Origin of the sequence: Lentzea tibetensis, from assembly GCF_007845675.1 — a bacterium.
In the GTDB taxonomy this organism is placed as follows: Bacteria; Actinomycetota; Actinomycetes; order Mycobacteriales; family Pseudonocardiaceae; genus Lentzea; species Lentzea tibetensis.
This window is the reverse complement of the sequence record NZ_VOBR01000006.1, coordinates 372598-395935: the sequence shown is the minus strand read 5'-3', so window position 1 is coordinate 395935 and position 23338 is coordinate 372598. Positions and strand designations below refer to the sequence as shown.

At 68.4% G+C, this 23338-nt stretch carries 20 protein-coding genes; 11 read left to right on the top strand and 9 right to left on the bottom strand.

The window, feature by feature from the left end; genetic code table 11:
- Positions 1-804 precede the first annotated feature (804 nt).
- Positions 805-1521 (bottom strand): IniB N-terminal domain-containing protein, encoded by a 717-nt coding sequence (locus tag FKR81_RS12190; protein ID WP_146351125.1) that lies wholly within the window; start codon positions 1519-1521, stop codon positions 805-807.
- Between the two features lie 125 nt (positions 1522-1646).
- Entirely contained in the window at positions 1647-2816 is a 1170-nt protein-coding gene (locus tag FKR81_RS12185) for a 4-hydroxybenzoate 3-monooxygenase (RefSeq protein WP_328593138.1), read from the bottom strand.
- Between the two features lie 181 nt (positions 2817-2997).
- Here FKR81_RS12185 and FKR81_RS12180 point away from each other — a divergent pair, with 181 nt between their 5' ends.
- The 6 genes from FKR81_RS12180 to FKR81_RS12155 all read left to right on the top strand — a co-directional run bounded on the left by FKR81_RS12180 (position 2998) and on the right by FKR81_RS12155 (position 9933).
- Complete coding sequence (locus tag FKR81_RS12180) at positions 2998-4008, top strand: ABC transporter substrate-binding protein (protein ID WP_146351122.1); 1011 nt, start codon at positions 2998-3000, stop codon at positions 4006-4008.
- Positions 4009-4240: 232 nt separating this feature from the next.
- Positions 4241-7084, top strand: coding sequence for a sensor histidine kinase (locus FKR81_RS12175; RefSeq protein ID WP_235921479.1), 2844 nt, complete (start codon positions 4241-4243; stop codon positions 7082-7084).
- Positions 7081-7500 carry a roadblock/LC7 domain-containing protein gene (locus tag FKR81_RS12170; RefSeq protein WP_146351119.1) on the top strand — a complete coding sequence of 140 codons (420 nt, stop codon included), beginning with the start codon at positions 7081-7083 and terminating at the stop codon, positions 7498-7500. The genes FKR81_RS12175 and FKR81_RS12170 overlap by 4 nt, the downstream gene beginning before the upstream one ends.
- 16 nt (positions 7501-7516) lie before the next feature.
- Entirely contained in the window at positions 7517-8113 is a 597-nt protein-coding gene (locus FKR81_RS12165) for a GTP-binding protein (RefSeq protein WP_146351117.1), read from the top strand.
- 56 nt (positions 8114-8169) lie between these two features.
- Positions 8170-9327, top strand: a complete 1158-nt coding sequence (locus tag FKR81_RS12160; protein ID WP_146351115.1) for an alkaline phosphatase PhoX — start codon at positions 8170-8172, stop codon at positions 9325-9327.
- Between the two features lie 81 nt (positions 9328-9408).
- Positions 9409-9933, top strand: coding sequence for a snapalysin family zinc-dependent metalloprotease (locus tag FKR81_RS12155; protein WP_235921478.1), 525 nt, complete (start codon positions 9409-9411; stop codon positions 9931-9933).
- A 55-nt stretch (positions 9934-9988) separates the two neighbouring features.
- On the opposite strand, the gene FKR81_RS12150 is transcribed toward FKR81_RS12155, so the two are convergent.
- The 5 genes from FKR81_RS12150 to FKR81_RS12130 form a co-directional block, all read right to left on the bottom strand.
- Complete coding sequence (locus FKR81_RS12150; RefSeq protein WP_146351111.1) at positions 9989-11887, bottom strand: diguanylate cyclase domain-containing protein; 1899 nt, start codon at positions 11885-11887, stop codon at positions 9989-9991.
- 3 nt (positions 11888-11890) lie between these two features.
- Complete coding sequence (locus tag FKR81_RS12145; protein ID WP_146351109.1) at positions 11891-12691, bottom strand: SAM-dependent methyltransferase; 801 nt, start codon at positions 12689-12691, stop codon at positions 11891-11893.
- Between the two features lie 110 nt (positions 12692-12801).
- Positions 12802-13260 (bottom strand): hypothetical protein, encoded by a 459-nt coding sequence (locus FKR81_RS12140; RefSeq protein WP_146351107.1) that lies wholly within the window; start codon positions 13258-13260, stop codon positions 12802-12804.
- On the bottom strand, positions 13235-13861 hold the full coding sequence (locus tag FKR81_RS12135) for an RNA polymerase sigma factor (protein ID WP_146351105.1): 627 nt from the start codon (positions 13859-13861) through the stop codon (positions 13235-13237). The genes FKR81_RS12140 and FKR81_RS12135 overlap by 26 nt, the downstream gene beginning before the upstream one ends.
- Before the next feature lie 54 nt (positions 13862-13915).
- Positions 13916-14932, bottom strand: coding sequence for a S8 family peptidase (locus FKR81_RS12130; RefSeq protein WP_235921477.1), 1017 nt, complete (start codon positions 14930-14932; stop codon positions 13916-13918).
- A 258-nt stretch (positions 14933-15190) separates the two neighbouring features.
- Between FKR81_RS12130 and FKR81_RS12125 the strand changes: the two genes are divergently transcribed.
- On the top strand, positions 15191-17785 hold the full coding sequence (locus FKR81_RS12125) for a CHAT domain-containing protein (RefSeq protein ID WP_235921475.1): 2595 nt from the start codon (positions 15191-15193) through the stop codon (positions 17783-17785).
- 7 nt (positions 17786-17792) lie between these two features.
- Entirely contained in the window at positions 17793-18122 is a 330-nt protein-coding gene (locus FKR81_RS12120; RefSeq protein ID WP_146351102.1) for a TfoX/Sxy family protein, read from the top strand.
- Position 18123: 1 nt separating this feature from the next.
- On the opposite strand, the gene FKR81_RS12115 is transcribed toward FKR81_RS12120, so the two are convergent.
- Positions 18124-19617: an Nramp family divalent metal transporter gene (locus FKR81_RS12115; RefSeq protein WP_146351100.1), complete on the bottom strand. Its 1494-nt coding sequence runs from the start codon at positions 19615-19617 to the stop codon at positions 18124-18126.
- A 123-nt stretch (positions 19618-19740) separates the two neighbouring features.
- On the opposite strand from FKR81_RS12115, the gene FKR81_RS12110 reads away from it, so the two are divergent.
- From FKR81_RS12110 to FKR81_RS12100, 3 genes are read left to right on the top strand one after another with little or no spacing between them, the layout of a single operon-like run.
- On the top strand, positions 19741-22080 hold the full coding sequence (locus FKR81_RS12110) for an immune inhibitor A domain-containing protein (protein WP_146351098.1): 2340 nt from the start codon (positions 19741-19743) through the stop codon (positions 22078-22080).
- Between the two features lie 26 nt (positions 22081-22106).
- Positions 22107-22550, top strand: coding sequence for a nucleoside deaminase (locus tag FKR81_RS12105; protein WP_235921472.1), 444 nt, complete (start codon positions 22107-22109; stop codon positions 22548-22550).
- Positions 22551-22597: 47 nt separating this feature from the next.
- A complete protein-coding gene (locus FKR81_RS12100; RefSeq protein WP_146351097.1) occupies positions 22598-22921 on the top strand; it encodes a hypothetical protein in 324 nt (107 codons plus the stop codon).
- Positions 22922-22966: 45 nt separating this feature from the next.
- Here the strand turns inward: FKR81_RS12100 and FKR81_RS43500 are convergent, their stop codons facing one another.
- Positions 22967-23329, bottom strand: coding sequence for an STAS domain-containing protein (locus FKR81_RS43500; protein WP_186762930.1), 363 nt, complete (start codon positions 23327-23329; stop codon positions 22967-22969).
- Positions 23330-23338: the final 9 nt, after the last annotated feature.

Genomic DNA, 23338 nt, shown 5'->3' with positions numbered 1-23338 from the left:
TTCCACGGACAGCGGGCCCGGCGGCAGGTGGGTCGGTGTTCGGCCCGGCGGTTTGCGCGTCCGCAGTCAGCGGGGTGGTGGGCACCTGGCGATTGGGCCTTGACTTGGGGTGCGGCGTGGTACCCCTATCGGGCCGGCAGGTGCTCTTCCTGCCGGCGGAGCCGGCCCCAACACGCCGCGAGGGGCCCCAAGTCAAGGCCCAATCGCTGCGCCGAAGGCGCGACCCAACCCACGACACCAGAACACCGAAGCGCAGCGAGCATCAGACCTCAGCCCCGGCAGGGACCGGCAGCCAGGCAAAGAACCCCGCCCCGACGAAAACCGGCAGAGACCAGCACCACCGAGAACCGGCAGCCGAGCAAAGCCCGGACGGCAGGCGACAAGGGCCGAGGCGGCAAGAGTTCCGCGGGCAGGCGCGACAGCCCGCATGCCAGGGCCCCGGCGCCAGGCGGCCTGAGCCGGGTACCCGACGGTGAGCGACTCGAGGCCGGCCACGCACCCCCGAGGCGGCCGAAGGAAGCGAACTTCGCAATCCGGCGAGGCGGCCGAACCGACGCAAACCTCGCAACCCCAACGAAAAGCCGCGCCACGCGAAGCCGTGAAGGCCTGCGCACGCGGGAGTGCCCCGTGTGTGTCGTCCCCCGACGACGACGCACACGGGGCACTGGAGGGTGATGCGAAGAGGGTGTACGACTCGCCGGCCGCCGCCGCTGGATGTTCCGGCGAGTCGTACGTCTGTGGCAGCGGGCGCCTGCTCGGGGGCAGAGCGAGGCGCCCGCTGGTTCCCCTGTGGAGGGCAGTGGGTCAGAAGTGGATGTCCACGTCGTTGCCGTTGCCGATGCCGCCGGAGAGCACGTCGCCCGCGACGTCGCCGACGGTGATGTCACCGACGACCTGGCCGAGGTCGCCGTGCACGTCGCCGACCTGGGCGACGTCCTGGACGACGGTGTCGCCGACGTTCACGACGTCGACCGCCTTGATGGTGCTGTCGATGTCGCCGGTGAGGACGTCGTTGTCGTTGAGGACAGCGGTCTTCGCGACGACGTCGTCGACGACGTCGATCTCGGACACGTCCACGTCGGCCACGTCGTGGATCTTGGTGACGACGTTGTTGTCGTGGACGAGGTCGGTCGCCAGGTCGTTGCCGGCCACGACGGCGTCGAGGGTGCTGGAGACGTCGCCGACGTCGGAGAAGTCCTTGACGAACGCGGCGATGCCGCCGGTGGCGACGACGTCGGTCACCGGGGCGACGGAGACCAGGTTGTCGGTGATCAGCTTGAGGTGGTCGGCGGCGGTGATGTCGCCTGCCTCGACCAGCACCTTGTCGATCGCGTCGACCTTGACGACCGAAGCCGAGTCGAGGACCAGCGGGAGGATCTCGTACACGTCGCCAGCGGTGATGCCCTCCAGGCCGGCGTCGCTCAGCGCACCCTGCGGGTCCGCCTGGAACGAGGCGCGCGCGTCCGGGTTCGCCAGCAGGTCGAGGGTGAAGTCGTGCAGGGTGGTCTGCTGGGTGCTCATGAAAGCTCTGCTCCTGAAGAAGGTGTCGATACGGGGGATGTGGTGGGAACCGTATGGACCACCGGCATCCCCCGGCATCGGGAGAGAGCCCTAGTTCGCGACCAAACAAGACCGTTAGGGGCTCCTTAGGGGCCCACGTAGTTCTCGGCGAACGACGCCGCGTAGGCCTTCGAGGAGGCCAGGTGCTCCAGTCGCGCCTGGGCCAGCCGGGCCTGGAACGGCGTGTCGAGCGACGTGTGGATCATGCCGACCATCCACTGCGAGAACTCCTGTGCGCGCCACACCCGGCGCAGGCAGTCGTCCGAGTACGTCTTGAGGCCCGTCTCGTCACCGGCCTTGTAGTACTCCGTTAGGGCGCTTGAAAGGACGGCCGCGTCGTTCATCGCGAGGTTCATCCCCTTCGCTCCGACCGGTGTGATGATGTGTGCTGCGTCACCCAACAGATACAGCCGTCCGTACGACATGGGTTCGACCACATGGCTGCGCATGTCCAAGATTCGCTTCTCGGTGATCTTGCCGGTGGTCAGCCGCCAGCTCCCGTCGGCCAAAGAGAGCCTTTTCTGCAGCTCCATCCAGACGCGGTCATCTGGCCAGTTGTCAACACTTTCGGACGGGTCCACCTGGAGGTAATAGCGACTCACCGTGGAGCTCCGCAACATATGCCCGGCAAATCCATCGGGGTGCAGCGAATAAATGATGGCTTTAGTCGACGGAGGCGCCTCGGCAAGAATGGAGAGCCAACCAATTCCGTGGTGATGCACAAGTTCCTGAAGGTAGCCTGAAGGAATGCTGCGGCGGGACACGCTGTGGAACCCGTCGCATCCCGCGACGAAGTCGCACGAGATCTCGTCGCGCACCCCGTCTGCACTGGTCCAGGCCACACGGGGGCTCTCGGACGTCAGGTCGTGCAACGTCACGTCATCGACCGAGAACCGGATGTCACCGCCGCCCTCGATGAATGCGGCGATGAGGTCGGTGACGACTTCCTGCTGGGGATAGACGTAGTGGGTCCGGCCGCCGTACAGATCGGCGTAGTCGACCTGGAACGCCTGGCCGTTCACGCGGAATTCACAGGTGCCGTGCCGGTCTGCTTGCGCCAGGAGGCGGTCCGCCAAACCATGCCGTTCTAGTAACTCTACGGAGCGATGTTCCAGGACCCCCGCCCGTGGCCGGGTTTCCACCTCACGTCGACTGGACCGCTCCAATACCACACATGGGATACCTGACTGAAGAGTCAGGTTTGCCAAGGTCAGACCGGCTGGCCCCGCGCCGACGACGGCTACAGCGCTCTTCACGTTAGTGCTCCTGTCACTAGACACCCTGTGCTTAGATCCTCACCGAAGGTAGTGGATTCAGGCCTTCACACGTCGGTCAACCGGGGTCTTGCGGAGCAAGCGTCACTACTCTGAGTGGTCCCCTGGCGGACCGGCTCCCCGCACCCGCAAGCGACACCGCTCCGACAGGAGAGTGCTCCCGATGACTCTTAGAGTCAGCCGATCGATCTTCCGCGGCACCGCCCTCGCCGCTCTGCTCGCCCTGGTCGCAAGCTGCGGCCTGCTCGGTGGTGAAGAGCAGAAACCCGCCCAGCAGTCCAACGGGCAGGTGGAGAAGTCCAAGGTCGTAGTCGGCGTTCTGCCCATCCTCGACGTCGCGGCCATCCACGTCGCGAACAAGAAGGGCTACTTCAAGGAAGAGGGCCTCGAGGTCGAGCTCAAGACGATCCAGGGCGGCGCCCAGGCGATCCCCGGCCTGGTCAACGGCGAGCTGGACATGAGCTTCGGCAACTGGGTCAGCTTCTTCGCCGCCGAGTCCAAGGGCGCCGCGAAGGCGGTCGACGGCCTCAAGCTCGTCGCCGACGGCTACCAGGCGAAACCCGACATGTTCCTGATCTTGGCCGCCGGTGACTCCGCCATCAAGAACCCCAAGGACCTGGCAGGCAAGACGATCGCGATCAACACGTTCAAGAACATCGCGGAGCTCACCGCGAAGGCCACGCTCGAGGCCAACAACGTCGACCCGAAGACGGTGACGTTCAAGGAGATGCCGTTCCCGGACATGCAGGCCGCCCTGCAGAACAAGACCGTGGACGCCGCGTTCCTGGTCGAGCCGTTCATCACCAGGGCCCAGCGCATGGCGGGCGCCGTCACGGTGCTCGACGCGGCTTCCGGGCCGACCGCGAACATCCCGATCGCGGGCTACGCGACCACCGGGAAGTTCGCCAAGGAGAACCCCAAGACGCTCGCCGCGTTCCAGCGCGCGATCACCAAGGGGCAGAAGGACGCCGCTGACCGTCCGACGGTCGAGCCGCTGCTGGTCGAGTACGCGAAGGTCGACAAGGAAACCGCCAGCCTCGTGCACTTCGGCGAGTTCCCGACCACGCTGGACGCCACCCGCCTCCAGCGCGTCGCGACGCTGATGAAGACCTACGGCCTGCTCCAGAACGACATGGACGTCAAGCCGATGTTGCTGGCACCCTCCGGCAGTTGACGAACTGCGAACGCGGGTGACTTTCGTGATCTCGCCGTGATCGACGTCACCCGCGTTCGGTGTTTCCTCCAGATGAATTATCGGTTAGCCCCCGTTTAGCCGCAGTGGTGGGATGCTGAATGATTTGTCAACTATCACAGCCGTCGTCCATATGGCGGTATGAGAACTGCAGGTTTTACACCAAGATCCACGAGGTTTGTTGGGATTTCCAGGGGCGGGGAGAGTGCTGACGGTGCGCGGTCGCAGGGACCAGCGGCGCAGGGACAGCGGCGAGCGCAAGGACAGGTTCGCTCGCTACCGCCTCCGCAACTGGAGGCTTCGGAGCAAACTCGCGGTGGTGCTGCTCGTACCGGCACTGAGCACCGCGACGCTCGCCGGACTCCGGCTCAACGTCCAGCTCGACGACGTGGAGCTGTTCTCCAAGGTGCAGCGGGAGCTGTCGCTCAGCCAGCAGGCGATGAAGGTCGAGGACGCGCTGCAGACCGAGCGCGACTGGGCCGTCCAGTGCGTCGGCGGTGGCCGCGCCAACAACTGCGCCGAGCACATCACCCGTGCCAGCCGGACCGACGTGGAGATCGCGAAGTACCGCGACGTCGCCGCCACGACCACCGGCATTGACAACGTTGTGCTCGACACGTTCACCAAGTCCATGCAGGCGCTGGACGGGCTGAGCAACCTCCGCAACACGCTGATCGCCACGAAGTACCCCGACATCTCGGTGATCAGCGCCTACAACCAGATGATCGCGGCGATCAGCCAGGTCAACCGGGTGACGGTCAGCGGTCTCAACGAATCCGAGATCACCCCGCTCGCCGCGTCCTCGCAGTCGCTCTACGCGGCCAAGGAACAGCTGTCGCAGCAGAACGCGATCCTGGTCTCCGCCGCGCTGCGCAAGGGATTCGGGCCCGGCCAGGCCGACGCGCTGCGCGCCGCGCAGTCCCGGCTCGACGCCGCGCTCACCGAGTTCGACGCCGTCGCGGACCAGCCGACCCGCCAGCGGTTCCAGGACACCGTGTCCGGTGCCGCGGTCGACGGCCGCAACCGGCTGGTGAAGCTCGCGCTGGTGCAGGACACGGACAAGCAGCCGCTGTCGATCACCGACGCCGAGGTGCTCAAGATCGGCGAGGAGACCGCGGGCCTGGTCCGCGACGTGTCCTCGTTCATCGAGGCGCAGACCAACAACAAGACCGTCTCGCTCGCCGAGACCGCGCGCCAGTCCGCCTGGCGCGACGCGGCACTGGTGGCCGCGTCGCTCGTCATCGCGTTCGGCCTCATGATCGTCGTGGCTCGCTCGATGATCAGGCCGCTGCGCGTGCTGCGCCGCAGCGCGCTCGACGTGGCCCGCAACCAGCTGCCCGACGCCATCCGGCGAATCAGGACGCACCGCGACCCGGACCGCGCCGCGCAGGAGGCGATCGTCCCGGTCCCGCTCAACACGACCGAGGAAGTCGGCCAGGTCGCGCGCGCGTTCGACCTCGTGCAGCGCGAGGCCGTGCGACTCGCGGTCGAGCAGGTCGCCTTGCGCGCCAACGTCAACGACATGTTCATCAACCTCTCGCGGCGCTCGCAGGCGCTCGTCGAGCGGCAGATCAACGTGATCGACCGGCTGGAGCAGGACGAGCAGGACCCCGACCACCTCGCGTCGCTGTTCGAGCTCGACCACCTCGCGACGCAGATGCGCCGCAACAGCGAGAACCTGCTGGTGCTCTCCGGCACCACGGTCAACCGCAGGGTCAACCGCCCGGTGCAGATCGCCGAGGTGCTCGGCGCCGCGGTGTCCGAGGTCGAGAAGTACGCGCGCGTGCAGATCGCGCCGACGCCGGAGCTGATGGTGCAGGGCCGCGTCGTCAACGACCTCGCGCACCTCATCGCCGAGCTGCTGGACAACGCGACCGCGTTCTCCAAGCCCACCACCAAGGTCACCGTGCGCACCATCGAGACGCGCCGGGGCGAGGTCGCCATCCGCATCCACGACCGAGGTGTCGGGATGCAGGAGGAGGACATCGCCGAGGCCAACGCGAAGCTCGCCGACCCGCCCGAGGTGGACGTGTCGGTGGCCCGCGAGATGGGCTTGTACGTGGTCGGCCAGCTCGCGAAGCGGCACGAGATCCGGGTGACGCTCGCGAACAACGACGACATCGAGGGTGGCGTCACGGCGCAGGTCGTGCTGCCGGTCTCGTTGCTGCACAAGGGTCCCGCGCCCGCGCTGCCGGTCGAGACGACCGGTGGTGGCGTCACCGCGACGGACGACGGCGCGCTCGCCGGTGTGCCCAAGTGGACGCCGGACAGCACGCCGCCCGCGTACCCCGTCGCCGTCGAGACGCCGGAGGAGGCGACCGGTCGCCACCGCGTCGAGGCGACGCCGGCGGACGGGTTGTTCACCGCGCGCACCGAGGCGACCGAGATCGCGGACGAGGACGCCTACAGCTACGAACCGCCGAGCGGGCCCCCGGCCGACAAGTACGACTACGAGCCCCCGCTGACACCTCCCGGTGACCAGCCGGAGCTGCCGGAGCAGCGCGAGCCGCTCACGGAGACCTTGCCCGCGCTGCAGGAGCTGACCGACGGCGGGCTGTCGCGCTGGTTCCAGTCACCACCCGGCGAGAACGGATCCGCCCCCGTTCCCGCTGACGTTGCCGATGACACGCCCGTGGACGAGGAGGTCCAGCAGGAGACGGTGGCGGGGCTGCCCAAGCGGCAGCGGTCGGCAGCGGAGCAGCAGAAGCCCTCGGCCGCACCGGAAACGGTGCCGAAGGCGGTCGCGGACTGGGCGGAGTCCGACTGGGGATCGGCCGACGAAGGCTGGCGCGCCGCGGGTGCGCTCACCAACGGAGGAACCGAGACCACGGAGAACGGTCTGCCCAAGCGCGTGCCTCGCGCGCGTTTGGTACCTGGGTCGTCCCCCCGGACGACCTCACCCGTCCCCGCGCTCGCCGCGCCGGGCTCGGGCAGGTCCGCGGACCGGCTGCGTCAGCGTTTCGCCACGTACCAGAAGGGTGTGCGGATGGGCCGGGAGTCCCTCGTGGACTCGACCATCGGCAACATCCCCGTGATCGTAGAAAGGAAGCACCAGTGACCACCTCGGAGGAACTGGACAACTTCAGTTGGCTGGTCGAGGACTTCGTCAGCAGGGTCGCTGGTGTGGCTCACGCCATTGTCGTGTCGGCCGACGGACTGCTTCTCGCGACGTCTGACAGACTGCCCCATGATCGTGCGGAGCAGCTGGCGGCTGTGTCGTCCGGTCTCATCAGTCTGAACCTCGGGGCAGCGCGCTGTTTCGAGGCGGGTGAGGTGAAGCAGACGGTCGTCGAGATGGAACGGGGCTATCTTTTCCTGATGTCCATCAGCGACGGCTCGTGCCTGGCGGTGCTCGCCGCGCCCAACTGCGACATCGGGCTCATCGGTTACGCGATGACCCGCCTGGTGGAGCGGGTCGGACTCCAGCTGACGCCGGAGATCCGGGCCCAGCTGCACGTTTCCATGCGAGCCTGAGTAGAGAGAAGTTCTCATGAGCAACGGTGCTCCGGGTCGTCCGGGGTCACCTGGGGTGGACCTGAACGTCACGTCGACGAAGATCGTCGTGGCCGGAGGGTTCGGTGTCGGCAAGACGACGTTCGTCGGGTCTGTCTCGGAGATCACGCCATTGACGACCGAGGCACTGATGACCCAGGCGAGCGTCGGTGTCGACGACCTGTCAGCGACACCGAACAAGGTCACCACCACGGTGGCGATGGACTTCGGCCGCGTGTCGCTCGACAAGGACCTGATCCTGTACCTGTTCGGCACGCCGGGACAGCACCGGTTCTGGTTCATGTGGGACGACCTGGTGCGCGGAGCCATCGGCGCCGTCGTGCTGGTCGACACGCGCCGGTTGTCCGACGCGTTCGCGCCGATCGACTTCTTCGAGGACCGCGAACTTCCTTACGTGGTCGGCGTCAACTGCTTCGACGGCAAGATGCACCACCGCACGGAGGAGATCCGCGACGCGCTGACCATCGACCCGTCCGTGCCGATCATCCCGTGTGATGCGCGGAACCGTCAGTCGACGAAGCAGATCCTGATCCAGCTCGTCGAACACGCGTTGCGGCAACCGTCCCTCGTCTGAAACCTGTCAACGGTCAGGCAGTCGCGCGGGCGGGGAAGTGCGGGACGCTCCAAGCCATGGAGCGTCGAACTCTCTTGCGCGTAGCGGTCGTCGGCACCGCAGCGGCCGCGTTCGGTGGTGCGTCCTGGCGTGAGGCCTTCGCGGCCGGAGCGCAGCCGGGACCCAGCCCGTACGGTCCGCTGGAGCCGGTGAACCCGAGCGGCTTGATGCTGCCCAAGGGTTTCACCAGCAGGGTGGTCGCCAGGACCGGGCAGAAGGTCGCGGGCACCGCGTACACGTGGCACCCGGCGCCGGACGGCGGAGCCTGCTTCGCCGACGGCACCGGGTGGATCTACGTGTCCAACAGCGAGGTCCCGGCCACCGGTGGCGTCGGCGCGGTGCGGTTCGCGTCCGACGGCAAGATCGTGGGCGCGTACCGGACCCTCGCCAACACGAACGTGAACTGCGCGGGCGGCGCGACACCGTGGCAGACCTGGCTGTCCTGCGAGGAAGTCGACCGCGGCTACGTCTACGAGACCGATCCGTTCGGCGTGAAGGCGGCGATCCGCCGTCCCGCGATGGGCCGGTTCAAGCACGAGGCGTGCGCCTCCGACCCCGACCGCAAGGTGATCTACCTGACCGAGGACGTGCCGGACGGCTGCCTCTACCGGTTCAAGCCGACGGTGTGGGGTGACCTGTCCAGCGGGACGCTCGAGGTCATGGTCGGTGCGACGTCGCAGACCTCCGGCCCCGTCACGTGGAAGCCCGTTCCCGACCCGGACGGCTCGCCGACCGCGACCCGCAACCAGGTGTCCGGCGCGAAGCGGTTCAACGGCGGCGAGGGCTGCTACTACGCCGCGGGCGTCTGCTGGTTCACCACCAAGGGCGACAACAGGGTGTGGGCGTACGACGCGGCCACCTCGACGATCAGCCTCACCTACGACGACTCGCTCGTGAACGGGACGCCACCGCTGACCGGTGTGGACAACGTGACCCGGTCGTCCGGCGGTGACCTCTTCGTCGCCGAAGACGGCGGCAACATGGAGATCTGCATCATCACGCCGAACGGGATCGTCGCGCCGTTCCTGCGGGTCCCGAACCAGAGCGGATCGGAGATCACCGGTCCCGCGTTCAACCCCGCGGGGAACCGGTTCTACTTCTCCTCGCAGCGCGGCACGTCCGGGACCAGCGGCGGAGGCATCACCTACGAAGTGACTGGACCGTTCCGGCGCTAGTTGACACTTGACTCTTCTTGTGTCGCAAAGGTTCGGCGATACGCTCGGAAACGTTAATCCCTGCATTGCGAGGAGATCCCTGTGTTCCTGCGCAAAACAATAGCCGTGCTCGCGAGCACCGCGGCCCTGGTGGTCGGCATCGCTCCCGCAGCTGAGGCGGCTCCCCGCGTTCTCACCTACAACTCGAACGGTGCGGCCGAGTTCAAGGCCGTCGTCGACGAGGGTGCGAAGGTGTGGAACGACAGCGTCAAGAACGTGAAGCTCGTCAAGACCACCGGCGCCGCGAACATCACCATCGTCGCGGACAACGGCTGGCCTCGGGCCCAACCGACCACGCTCGGCAACGGCCGCGTGTGGATGGGGCGCCAGGCCGTTGACCAGGGCTACTACCCGCCCCGGATCGCATCGCACGAGCTCGGCCACATCCTCGGCCTGCCGGACATCAAGCCCGGTCCGTGCAGCAGCCTGATGTCCGGCTCGACGGGTGGCATCCCCTGCAAGAACATCTACCCGAACGCCAGTGAGAAGGCGCGCGTCGAGGCCAAGTTCCGGCCCAGCGTGATGGCGACCGGCGAGTGGAACAACCAGTTCGTGGACGCCGGCTGACCCAGCCGATCGTGAGTGGCCGGGGTTCGTCCTGAGGACCCCGGCCACGCACGCACTAGCGCACGACCAGGTCCACGCCCAGCGCGCGGTGTTCGTCCGGATCGGCCGGATGTCCGGCGATCACCTGGATCCCGGCGGCGTGCAGCAGCGGAACCAGTCCGGCAAGTCCTTGCCGCGCAAGACGTTCCGACGGGGGAGCGCTGAGCCGCACACCCCACAGCGGGTTGCGGTCCACGTAGGACAGTCCGGCGAACCCGCCGCCGAACTCGTGCAGCAGCACCCGGACTCCCATGTCGTGCAGCACTTCCAGGTTCTCCTCGCCGTCCGGCATGCCGCGCACGTCCAGCGCGAGCAGCAGGGACAGCGGCCCGAGTGCGCTGTTGCGCAACGTTCTGCGCACGATCGCCGCGAGATCCGGGTCGCGCGACTGGTCCGGTGACAGGCGCACCAGCACGGGCTCGCCCAGCGAGCACGCCTCCTGCAGCATCCAGCGGCCGATCCGGGACGCGAGGCCCAGCGTCTCGGCGTAGCGGGCGCACTCGTCGTGACCGAGGTCGGCCCACCGCAGCTGCGCCTCGCGCGCGACGACAGCACCGTCGGAGAGCCGCACGATGGGCCGGTACTCGATGCGGATGTCGCCGTTCTCGAACGCGCCCGGCATCGACGCGATCCGCGCGGACGTGGTGCGGTCGGCCAGGTCCTGCACCGGGTCGAAGATGCCCCACTGCCGCTTGCCGCCCTTCTCGGCGCGGCGCAACGTGCTGTGCGCGCGACGCAGCAGCGCGACCGGGTCGATCTCGGGGCCGGTGCCGTGCACGAACCCGATGGACGTGGACACCGCGACGCCGTGACCGTCGATGAACACCGGCTCGGCCAGCTCGTCGTCGATCAACTCGGCCAGCGCGGACACGTCCGGCGCGCCCTCCACCAGCACCACGAACTCGTCACCGCCGATGCGGGCGATCACCGCCTCCGGCAGCACCCTGCCGAGGCGGCGCGCGACCTCGCGCAGCACCGCGTCACCCGCGGCGTAGCCGAGTCCGTCGTTGACGATCGTGACGCTGTCGACGTCCAGGTAGCCGAGCGTCATCGTGTCGGTGGGACCGGCCCTGGCGATGACCTCCTCCAGCCGGTTGACGAAGCTCTGCCGGTTCGGCAGGCCGGTCAGCATGTCCGTGGATGCCTGCCGCCGCAGCACGTCCCGCAGCATCCGCTGGTCCGTGACGTCCTCGATCACCGCGATGTAGTACCGCGGCTCGCCCTCGCCGTCGCGCAGCAGCGAGAGCACGACGTTCGCCCACAGCCGGTCCTCGGGGCCGCGGCTGAGCTCGCGTTCCTGCCGGACGGACTCGTCGTCGGAGAACAGCAGGCGGCGGCAGTCGTTGAACAGCACGGCCAGGTCGGCGTCGGCGAACACGAGCTTCGGCTGCGGCTCGCCGGAGTGGCCGAGCATCGCGGCGAGCGCCGGGTTCACCTCGACGACCTCGCCGTCCAGGTCCATGATCGCGATGCCCGCGCCGGAGCTCGCGAACACCCGCGCGAACCGCGCCTCGCTCTCCAACAACGACCGCTGCGCGTCCTCGACGGCCTTGAGCAGCGAGTTCTTGACCTTCTCCTGCTGGTGGAACAGCTGGTCGCGGGTCGCGCGGACGTAGCCGGCCGACAGCGAGCCGAGCATGGTCATCAGGCGCTGGCCGCGGCCGAGCTCGCCGAGCGTCTCGATGGTGCCCTTCAGGCTGTCCGGGCCGGTGAACCGCGACGCCACGAGCCACTCGCCGACCGCGTCGGCCGCCGAGTCGCCTTCGGTGTCGTTCTCCGTGCCGAGCGCGCGCGAAAGCCGGGCGACGTGCTCGTCGAGGATGTGCGTGAGCCTGCCGCGGAAGATCGGCGAGTACGCGCTCTCGATGAGGACCGTCGCCCAGCGTCTCGCGATGTTGGACGGCTGTTCGGGCACGGGTTACGGCTTGCGGCCGACCGCGGCGTAGAGGTTGGCCCTGCTGGGGTTCTCGCCGACGTCGTCGGGCGACTCCGGCCGCCACTGCGGCGTGAACACGATGCCCGGTTCGACGGTCTCGAGTCCGCGGAGCATCTGGGTCACCTGCTCGAGCGTGCGCGGCGTGATCGGCTCGGCGGTCCTGGCGAAGATCTCCTTGCCCGCGGCCATCGCCTCGGGCATGGAGTCCGCGGTGAAGTGCGACAGGGCGACGTAGCTGCCGGGTGCCAGCGCCTCGGCGTACTGCTCGATGATCTGCCACGGGTCGTCGGCGTCCGGGATGAACTGCAGGACGCCCACGATCAGCAGGCCGACCGGCTTGCTGAAGTCGAGCAGCGTGGAGGCCTGCTTCAGCACGGTCTCCGGTACCCGCAGGTCGGCGAGCACGGCCGTCACGTTGGGCTCGTTCGCGAGCATCAGCTCGGCGTGCGTGATCGCCACGTGCTCGAAGTCCACGTAGACCACGCGGGCGTCCGGGTTCACCTCGTGCGCGATCTCGTGCACGTTGCCGACGGTCGGGATGCCCGAGCCGAGGTCGAGGAACTGCGTGATGCCCATGTCCGCCAGCTCGAGCACGACACGCCGCAGGTAAGCACGGTTGCGGCGGGCCATGTCGCGCACCGGGAGCACCTTGATCAGCGCTTCGGCGGTGTTGCGGTCCGCTTCGAAGTTGTGCCCGCCGCCGAGGAGGTAGTCGTAGATCCTCGCGGAACTCGGCACGTCGACGTTGACGCCTTCCGGTACCCAGCTGACTTGGTCGACCACTGCAGACACCTGCCACTCTCAAATGCGCGGAAATCCTGAGCGGCATAACCCTACTGGCGGCACGTGTAGGCCGAACGAGCTAATTCTCGCATCACCCTTTTGGGGATGCCTTATAGACAAACCCAATCGGTGAGTGACGAATCGTCGAGCCGGAATCGGATCGGGCCGCGCGGGGGCGGCCCCATCAGGAAGCAGCCGAGCTCGTCGGTGTCGGCCTCCTCACCCACGCCGTCCGGCGTCACCAGCGCCACCCGCGCGCTGCGCGGCGGCATGAGCTGGCCGGTGATGCCGGCCTCGGTGACCTCGACCTGCAACGACACGCCGTCCGCGTCGAACACCAGCTGCCGGGCGGTCATGGTGGACCGGGCCCGCGCCATCAGGTCGTCGTCGAGCACGGAGTCGTAGCTGATCGCCAGGAGCTCGGCGTCGATGGTGCGCCAGGTGAACGCCGCGCGCGCCGCCTCGTAGAACTCCGGCGGCACCTCTGACGACGACGCCGCCGGTTCCATCAACGCGTCACGCAGGTCTTCGAGCATCGCCTCGTCACTGTCCCATCCGTGCTGCCGCACCCAACACACCTCCTCTCCCCCCTGTTGACGGTGCCCCCAGGAACCGCATGATCGCGGGCGTCTTGCGCAACTTGCCGAGGCACCGGATGCGCGTCGGCCCGATGCTGCCGATCGGCATCGCGAGCTCTTCGCTGACGGTCTGGTAGCTCGGCGGTGGATCGGTCATCAGCTTGGTCAGCAGGCGTTGACACTGCTCGGTGAGCTCGCGGAACCCGTCGCGCAACGCCTGACGGCGCTCGACGGCGAGCATCTCCTCGTCGAGGTCCGTCGCCATGTCCGCCTCGCCGACCGGCTCCTCCGCCGACAGCGGGTCGTACAGGTGAGTCCGTTGCTGAACGCGCAGCACCCGAAGGCACTCGTTGCGGGTGGTCGTCATGATCCAGCCGGGCAGTGCCTCCGGCTCGCGGAGCCTGCCGATCTGTTCCACGAGGCGCAGCCACAGCGTCTGGTTGACGTCCGCGGCATCCGCGGGACGCAGCCGGTGCTTGTAGATCACCGACACCACCAGCGGCGTGTAACGATCGACGATCTCGTTCCACGCCCGCTGGTCGCCCTCGGCCGCCGCGCTGACCAGCGCGGCGATCGGGGATGCAGAGGTCACGTCCACTCCTTGCGTTCACAACATGCGGAGCGCCGGGTTGCCCGCCAGATACATCTACTTGATGAAAACTCCATAACCGGGATGGAACTCCGGCCCGGATGCGAGGAGCTTGTCGCGCGCCTGTGGCGCGCTGATGCCGTCGTCGCTCATCTTCTGGGCGATGGCCCCGGAGACGTACGGCGCGGCGAACGAGGTGCCCGCCCAGTAGGCCCACAGCGCGAACGGCGTCGGCGCGGGCTCACCGGGGAGCTGCCACTCGCCCTTGAGGTAGGTGCTGGTGCGGTTGCCGATGGCGCACAGGTCGACCCAGTCGCCGTGGTTGCTGTAGCAGGCGGGGACGATCGAGCCGTCGCCGTTCTGCGCGAGCGCGGCCACCGCGACGACGTTGCGCAGCGCCGCGGGCCAGCTCCGGCGGGTCGTGCCCTGGTTGGCCGCCGACGCGACCACGACGACGTCGCTCTTGAGCGCGTTGATCGTGCGGCGCATCGGTTCGGACGCCACGTCGTCCTCGGTGAAGCAGCCGAGGGAGAGGTTCAGGATGTGGACGCGGTCACCCAGTTCAGTGATCTTCGCGCACAGCGTCTCCTCGTCGCCGAGGCCGTTCGGGTCGAGCGCGACCTCCGGGTCGAACGAGACGCCCGGCGCGGCCTGCTGCACGCAGCCTGCGACGTACGTGCCGTGCCCGCCCTGGAGCGCGAAGAAGTCGCCGGCGCTGTACGCCTTGTCGACGTCGTCGAGCTCCTGGGAGTACCGGCCCTTGAACCAGCCGCCGTGGTCGTTGGTCGCGGACTTGGAGATGCCCGTGTCGATGATGCCGACGACGACCTTGCTGTTGCGCTCGTCCGGCTTCGGCTCCTTCAACGGGTCCGAGGGCTTCGGGCGGTCGCCGGGGTGGCCGTGGATGTTGCCGCCGTGGCCGACCACGACGTGGTGCGGCTGCACGAACGGGACGCGCTCGCCGGGCCACTGACGCGGGTCGCGCAGCAGGCGGACGATGCGCGGGATGTCGTCGGGGTTGCGCGGGAGGATCAGCCGGGCCATTCCCGCGAATCCCTTACCGACTTCGACCACGAAGTCGTTTTGCCGCAACTTTCGGATCACGCGGTCGCGATCTACTTCATTGACCAACAACTCGCTGGGGCGGAAAAGAAATTCACGTCCCTGCTCGGCGTGCAGACTAATGCGCTTGTCTTCGGCGATGAGCTGGTCAAAAGCTCTTTCGTAAAGTTCCGCACGTTCCGGCGATTTCGACACAACGGCCTCACTAGCAGCGTTGACGGGCACCCCGACCGAGCTTGATCAAGCTACCACAGCGGATAAAGTGGCGCGGTGACCGATATCTCCGCGGAGGACGCGCTGGAGGCCAGGCAGCGCAACCCCCGCGCGGCCATCGAGATGGCCCGCCAGGTGCTCCGCCGCACCCGTTCCTCAGGCGACCTGGAGGAGGCTTCCGTCGCCGAACGCGCGATCGGGTTGTCGTTGCGCGAGCTGCACGACTTCGCCGGCGCGCGAAGGCACCTGCGTCGTTCGATTCAGATAGCGGAGTCCATCGGGTCGGCCCGGCTGGCGGCACTGGCGTCGATCAGCCTCGCGTACGTGCTGTCGCACTTCGGCAGGCACCGGCAGGCGTTGCAGCTGATCGACTCGGCGCTGCCCGAGCTCTCCGGTGAGGACGCCGACCACGCGCGCATGCAACGCGGTGTCGTCGCGCACTACCTGTGCCGGTACACCGACGCGTTGCGCGACTACGACCACGCGATCGAGGCGGCCCGGCGCACCGGTGACGCGCTGGGGGAGGCGCGGGCCCGCAACAACCGGGGCCTGGTCAGGGCCTACTGCGGTGGTCTGCGCCGCGCGGACGAGGACTTCTCGCGCGCGGCCGAGCTGTACGCGTCGCTCGGGCAGGAGCTGGCGGTCGCGGACGTGCGGTGGAACGCGGGCATCTCCGCGCAGCGCGCCGGCGACATCCCCCGCGCGCTGACGATGTTCTCCCAGGCGGACGACGAGTACCGGCGGCTCGACGTGCCCCGGCCGCAGCTGCTGGTGAACCGGCTGGAGCTGCTCGCGTCGGTGCCGTTGCTCGACGAGGCGCGGACGACCGCGGACCGGGTGATCGCCGAGATGCGGTCGTCGAAGCTCACCCACGGCCTGTCCGAGTCGCTGTTCTACCGCGCGCAGGTCGCGTTGCAGGAGAACGACCTCGCGGGCGCCGCGTCGTTCGCCGCCGAGGCGCGCGGGTTGTTCCGGCGGGAGAAGCGCGACGTCTGGGAGGCGTCCGCGCGCTACCTCGAGCTGCGCGCCGCGGTCCTGTCCGGGCAACGCACGCGCGTGCTGTGCACCGCGATCATCAAGGTCGCCGACGAGCTGGAGTCGCTGGGCTGGCGGATGTCGGCACTGGAGGCGCGGGTCGACGCGGGCCAGGTGGCACTGGACATGGGCGACGTGCGTCGCGCCGAGTCCCAGCTGGCCGTCGCGGCGCGGTCCCGCCAGCGCGGCGCGGCCTCGCACCGCGTGCACGGTTGGTACGCGGAAGCGTTGCGGCGCAAGCTCTCCGGCAACGTGCGCGGCACGGCGTCGGCGCTGCGACGCGGTCTTTCCCTGCTGGACGAGTACCGCGTGTCCCTCGGCGCGGCGGAGCTCCGCGCGCTCAGCGGCGCCCAGGGCAAGGCGCTCGCGCTGGAGGGCTTGGGGCTGGCGGTCGCTTCCGGTGCTGCTTCGCAGGTGTTGTCGTGGGCGGAGAGCTGGCGCGCCGGTGCGCTGCGCATGACTCCTGTTTCGCCGCCCGACGATCCCCGCCTCGAGGACGCGATGGGCGAGCTGCGCTCGGTGTCCGGCGACCTGGAGGCCGCTGTGCTGGCCGGACGGCCGTCGAACGCGCTGCGCCAGCGCCTCGTCCGGCTCGAACAGCGCGTGCGCGACCTGACCCGCCAGGCGTCGGGTGGGGGAGTGGTCCACCGGCCGCCGTCGCTGTCCCGCCTCGCGGGCGCGCTGGGTTCATCGGCCTTGGTCGAGTTCGTCCAGTACGACTCCGCGCTGCTCGCGGTCGTCGTGGTCGACGGGCGCGCGTCGTTGCACCGGCTCGGCGAGGTGGAGGGCGCGGTGCGGGAGATCCGCCTGCTGCGCTTCGCCCTGCACCGCCTGGTGACCCTGCCTCCGGACACGCCGAACCGTTCCGTGGCACGGGCTTCCGCCGCGCACGCGGCCAAGGCGCTGGGCGAGCGGCTGCTCGCGCCGCTGCAGCGGCGCATCGACGGCCGGTCGCTCGTGGTCGTGCCGACCGGCGCACTGAACGGTCTGCCGTGGGCGGTGCTCAACCGCCAGGTGACCGTCTCGCCGTCGGCGACGGTGTGGCTGCGCGCCTCTTCGGTCGCGGGCGGCGCCGGTTCCTCCGTGCTGGCCGCCGGTCCCCGGCTGGCGGCGGCCCCCGCCGAGATCGAGGCGATCAGCGCGCACGTCCCGGACAACAAGGTGCTCGTCGGTGCCGCGGCGACCGTGTCCGCGGTCGCCGACGCGATGGACGGCGCCCGGCTCGCCCACGTGGCCGCGCACGGCAGCTTCCGCGTCGACAACCCGCTGTTCTCCGCCCTGGAACTGGCCGACGGTCCGCTGACCGTCTACGACCTCGAACGCCTGCACGCGCCGCCTTCGCTGGTCGTGCTGTCCGCGTGCGACACCGGTCAGTCGGCGGTGCGTCCGGGGGACGAGCTCATGGGGTTCACCGCCGCCCTTCTCGGGCTGGGGACCCGCACGTTGATCGCGCCCGTGGTACCGGTGCCCACCGACGGCACCGCGCCGCTCATGGTCGACCTGCACCAGCGGCTCGCGTCCGGGATGGCGCCCGCCGAGGCTTTGGCTGCCGTGCAACGGGATGACGACCTCGGTTACGCGGCCGGTGTCGGCTTCGTGTGCTTCGGGGCGGGGTGAGTTGCCCGTGGCTTACGACGAAGGCCTGGCCCAGCGTTTGCGCGAGGCGCTCGGTGACCTCCCCGACGTGGTGGAGAAGCGCATGTTCGGCGGCCTCGCCTGCATGTGGCGCGGCAACATGCTGGTGGGCGTCATGGGCGACGACCTGATCGCCCGCGTAGGCCCTGACGGCATGGCAGACGCGCTGAAGCAGCCGGGCGCACGGGTCTTCGACTTCACCGGCCGCCCGATGAAGGGCTGGGTCGTCGTGGCAGGCGAGGCCGTCGGCGAAGACGCGGACCTGGCCGACTGGATCGACCGGGCCCGCGACTACGTGGAACCGATGCCGCCGAAGTGACTCAGAACTTCACCAGCGCGGCGCCGGTGAAGAACTCGTAGACGAAGTTGACGAAGAAGAACCCGAAGAACACGACGTTCAGCGCCAGGATCACGTAGTGCCACCAGTGCGGCCTGGCGGGCTTCGGGAGCCTGGAGTTCAGGTACATCAAGGCGAACGGGAACATCAGCGCGCCGAAGTTCGACATGTTCGCCGAGATCTGCACCAGTTCAACGGGAAGTGCGAGGTGGATCGCGCCCGCGATGACCGCGAGCACCAGCAGCATGAACGGGTAGTAGAACTTGCGCGGGTCGTCCTCGATCCGCTTCCTGATCCGGGGCGACACGGCGTGCGCCGCGTCGGTGAAGTTGCGCACCAGCGCCTCGAAGATGCCGAGCTGCGTGGAGAACAGGATGAGCACGCCCACGATCAGCATCAGGTAGAACATGGCCTGGCCGTAGATGGCGCCGAGCTGCTCGGCCGAGAACGTCGGCACGTTCGCCGCGGTCGGCTGCTTTCCGCTGACGTCCACGACGTGCGCCATGAGCACGGTCGGCAGGAGCATGCCGAGCATCGCGCCGACGAAGAACACCGCCCACTGGTCGATCAGCAGCAGCTTGTACCAGCGCTTCCAGAGCGACCGGTTCTCCGGCGTGTCCGGGAACGTGACGCCGACCGGCTTGATCTCCTGCTTGCCTCCGCGCATGCCGGAGATGTAGCCGACCCGGTGGCCCATGCCGTAACCCTTGTCGCGGTAGTGGTTCATCGCGTACCAGTTGAGCCCGGACGCGAGCGCGGTGAACCCGGCGAGCGCGCCGAGCTGGGTCGCCGTGATGCCCGCCGGTGGCGCGGTGAACGTGACCAGGCCCTTGATCCCGTCCAGCCACACGGCGAACGGCACGATCGCGACCGTCACGCCGAGCAGGATCAGCAGCAGTGCGCCGACCAGCACCCAGTTGGTGAGTTCCAGAGCACGCGAGACCTTCTTGGCCATCACGGTGATGAGGAATACGACGACGAGCAGGCCGATTCCGAGCAGACGCACGTACTCGATCTCGTCCGGCCGGTAGACGCGTCCCGCGACCAACGCGAAGAGTCCCTGTCCGGCGCCCGCCGCCCAGCCGCCGAAGATGAACGCGAAGTAGAAGACCACGAGTGAGAAAGGCACCCAGAACTTCCAGCCGGGTGGCACCCTTCCCCACCCGACGACCGGCACCTCACCGGTGGCGATGACGTACCGCGAGATCTCGACGTTGTAGAACGTCTGCAGCAGCGCCGAGACCGTGATCACCCAGCCGACGCCGACGAATCCGTACTTGCCGACGGCCTGCGGTCCGAGCAGCCACTCGCCGCTGCCGATCGAGATGCCGAGCGCGATGAGGCTCGGGCCGATGACGAACTGGATCACCTGAACGGGCCCGAGCTTCCGGACCTTGAACACGTCTTCGGGTTGGGGCAGGTCAGCGACGTCCAGCGGTGGCCTGCTCGTCCCTAATGGGTGGGTTTGCGTCTCCATTGACGACCTCCCGAACTGGCTTTTCGACGACCGTACTACCGACTTTCGGACGTGTTGCGCCGCCGATCGAATACGTAGCGTCCCCTCGGTTTGTCTTTTCACCCATTAGTGAGGGGGACTCTCGTGCGAAGAGTTCTGGCCGGAGCGGCCGCTCTCGCGCTGTTGAGCGCGGGCGTGCTGCCCGCAGTCGCGACGGCGTCGCCCGCGGCCCAGCCGACTGAGCAGACGGTGCAGCAGACGGATGAGCTGCCCCACCCGCTGGAGGACAAGCGCCGGGCCGCGCGCCAGGAGGCGCTCGCCGAGGTGCTGACGGGGGCCGCCACCGCGGAGAAGCGCGGTGCGAGCACCGTCGTCAAGGTCGGTAAGACCAGCACCAAGGACAAGAAGGACCAGTACGTCGAGCTGAAGCGCGAGAAGGTCGACAAGATCTTCGTCGTGCTCACCGAGTTCGGCAACGAGCGGCACCCGCAGTACCCGGACAAGGACACGGCGCCGAACGTGCCCGGTCCGCAGAGGTTCGACGGCCCGCTGCACAACCAGATCCCGGAGCCGGATCGCACCAAGGACAACACGACGATCTGGCAGAAGGACTTCAGCCGCCAGTACTTCCAGGACCTGTACTTCTCGACCAAGTCGGGCGCGAACTCGGTCGCGAACTACTACGACAAGCAGTCGTCTGGCCGCTACAGCGTCACCGGCTCGGTGACGAACTGGGTCAAGGTCAAGTACAACGAGGCGCGCTACGGCCGGTCCAACGGCTTCCCGTGCGGTGGCAACGTCTGCAACAACTCCGAGCAGCTCGTCCGCGACGCGGTGACCCAGTGGGTCGCCGACCAGACGGCGGCGGGCCGGACGCCCGCGCAGATCAAGGCCGAGCTCGCGACGTTCGACGAGTGGGACCGCTACGACTTCGACGGTGACGGCGAGTTCAACGAGCCCGACGGCTACATCGACCACTTCCAGGTCGTGCACTCCGGTGGCGACCAGGCGGACGGCGACCCGTGGCAGGGCGAGGACGCGATCTGGTCCCACCGCGGCTACGCGTTCAAGAACTACAACACCGGCCCCGGCAACAACAAGCTCGGTGGTTCGCTGATCGGCGACACCGGCATCTGGGTCGGCGACTACACGATGCAGCCGGAGAACGGCGGCGTCAGCGTGTTCGCGCACGAATACGGCCACGACCTCGGTCTGCCGGACCACTACGACACCAGCGGTGGCGGCCAGAACGGCGTCAACTGGTGGTCGCTGATGGGCCAGACCCGCGTCGGCGAGCTGAACGAGGCGCCCGGCACGCGTGCGAACGAGCTGTCCGCGTGGGACAAGCTGCAGCTCGGCTGGCTGGACTACGAGATCGGCGTCGCCGGTCAGGAGAAGACCTTCGAGCTCGGCCCGCACGAGTACAACTCGCGCAAGGCGCAGGGGCTCGTGGTCGTGCTGCCGGACGTCGAGAAGACGTTCAACTACGGCACCCCGTTCGCCGGCTCCAAGATGTGGTGGAGCGACAAGGGCAACGACCTCGACCACACGATGACGGCCCCGCTGAACCTCACGGGCAAGACGTCGGCGTCGCTGTCGCTGAAGGCGCGCTTCGACATCGAGGAGGACTTCGACTACCTCTACGTCGAGGCGTCCAATGAGGACGGCAGCTGGACCCAGCTCGACGGCGTGGTCGACGGCAAGCCGTTCATCCGCGACTCCGGTGACGCTCCCGCGATCAGCGGTTCGTCGGCCGGCAAGTGGGTCGACGTGCAGGTGCCGCTGAACGCCTACGCGGGCAAGAACACCAAGCTGCGCTTCGCCTACCGCACCGACGGTGGCCTCGCGCTGCAGGGCTTCTTCGCGGACTCGCTCGTCGTCACGGCGGACGGTGCCCCGGTGCTGGAGGACGGCGCCGAGACGGCAGGCCCGTGGACGCTCAAGGGCTTCCGCAGCACGGCGGGTACGGAGAAGAAGGTCTTCGACCAGTTCTACGTCGCGTCGAACCGCACGTACGAGTCGTACGGCAAGTACAACAAGACCGGCCCGTACCGCTTCAGCTTCCCGGACAAGCCGGACTGGGTGGAGCACTTCCCGTACCAGGACGGTCTGCTCGTGTCGCTGTGGGACACGTCCCACCTGGACAACAACACCAGCGAGCACCCCGGTGAGGGCCTGATCCTCCCGATCGACGCGAACCCGGCGCCGATCTACAACCTCGAGGGCAGGCCGTGGTCGGCGACCGTGGCGGGCTACGACGCCCCGTTCGGCAGGCAGAAGTCGGACTCGTTCACCTTGCACGTCAATGGCAAGGCGTCCTACGTCCGCGGCCAGGCTGCGCAGCCGGTGTTCGACGACACCAAGCCGTTCTGGTACGCCGAGACCCCGAACACGGGCGTCAAGGTCCCGGCGGCCGGTGTCGGCCTGCGCGTCGTGTCCCAGGCGGGCACTTCGATGAAGGTGAAGTTGTTCAAGACGAAATAGCACTTCCTTCTGGGTAGTGTTTCCGCATGACCCCTGAGGACATGCTCGCCGTCGCCGTCGAAGAGGCGCGGATGGGACTCGCATCGGGCGGGATCCCCATCGGCGCGGCCCTCTTCGGCGGCGACGGCTCTGTGTGGGGACGCGGGCACAACCGCCGCGTGCAGGACGGCGACGCGTCCATGCACGCCGAGACCTCGGCGTTCCGCGCGGCCGGACGGCGCCGCTCCTACCGGGGCACCACGATGGTCACCACCCTGTCGCCCTGCTGGTACTGCTCCGGCCTGGTGCGCCAGTTCGGCATCTCGCACGTCGTGATCGGCGAGGCGCGGACGTTCTCCGGCGGCCACCCGTGGCTCGAGGAGCACGGTGTCACGGTCACCCTGTTGGACGACCCCGCGTGCGTGGCGATGATGGAGTCGTTCATCGCCGAGCGCCCCGAGCTCTGGTACGAGGACATCGGCCAGGATTGATCTCCGGGTTACCCGGCGGTCATGTGCGTTGATCACCATCGTCGGACATGGCGAACTTGAGCCTCGACTCCGACGAACTGCTGCTGCCGCGTGACGTCGTCGCGGTGGACGTGCCCGCGAGCTGGGGCGGCGAGGTGAGCCACCAGCTCACGTTCGCCGGACCGCTCGGCCCCATCCTCGCGCTGCCAGGCAGACGCACCCGCTGGTTGTTCCTGGCGCGCTGGGACACCAGACCGCACACGCCCCCGCCGGACGTCCGCTACTGGCGCGACCGCGTACCCGCGCCGACCGCGCACTGGGTCGTGCGCCCCGGCGACGCGCTGCCGCTGGTCAGCGTGATCCGCTGCGCGATCAGGACCGTGCGGCCGTGATGGCTGCACGTAGTCGCAGCCCAGGCGAGTTCGGCGCCGGTCAGGTCAGGCGGAGAAGCGCTCAGCAGCCTGCTCGACTGACGGCAGGATCGTGAACACCGAGTCGAGTCCGGTCGCCTCGATCGGGCGCAGCGCGGCACGCGAGTCCGCGACGAGAACGAACTCGACACCGGCCGCCGCAGCGCGCTGCTGGCCGACGACCAACGCCTCCAGCCCGGCCGAGCCGAGGAAGCGCACGCCGGACAGGTCGACGACGACCGCGCGGTTGCCGGTGACCACGTGGGTCCCGATGGGCTCGGTCAGCTCGTTCGTGCTCGTCGTGTCCAGCTCGCCGGACACGTGCAGCACCACGACGTCGGGCGAGATGTGGTCGACGACCACGGACGCGAGAGCAGTGGGGTCGGGCACCGATGGGCT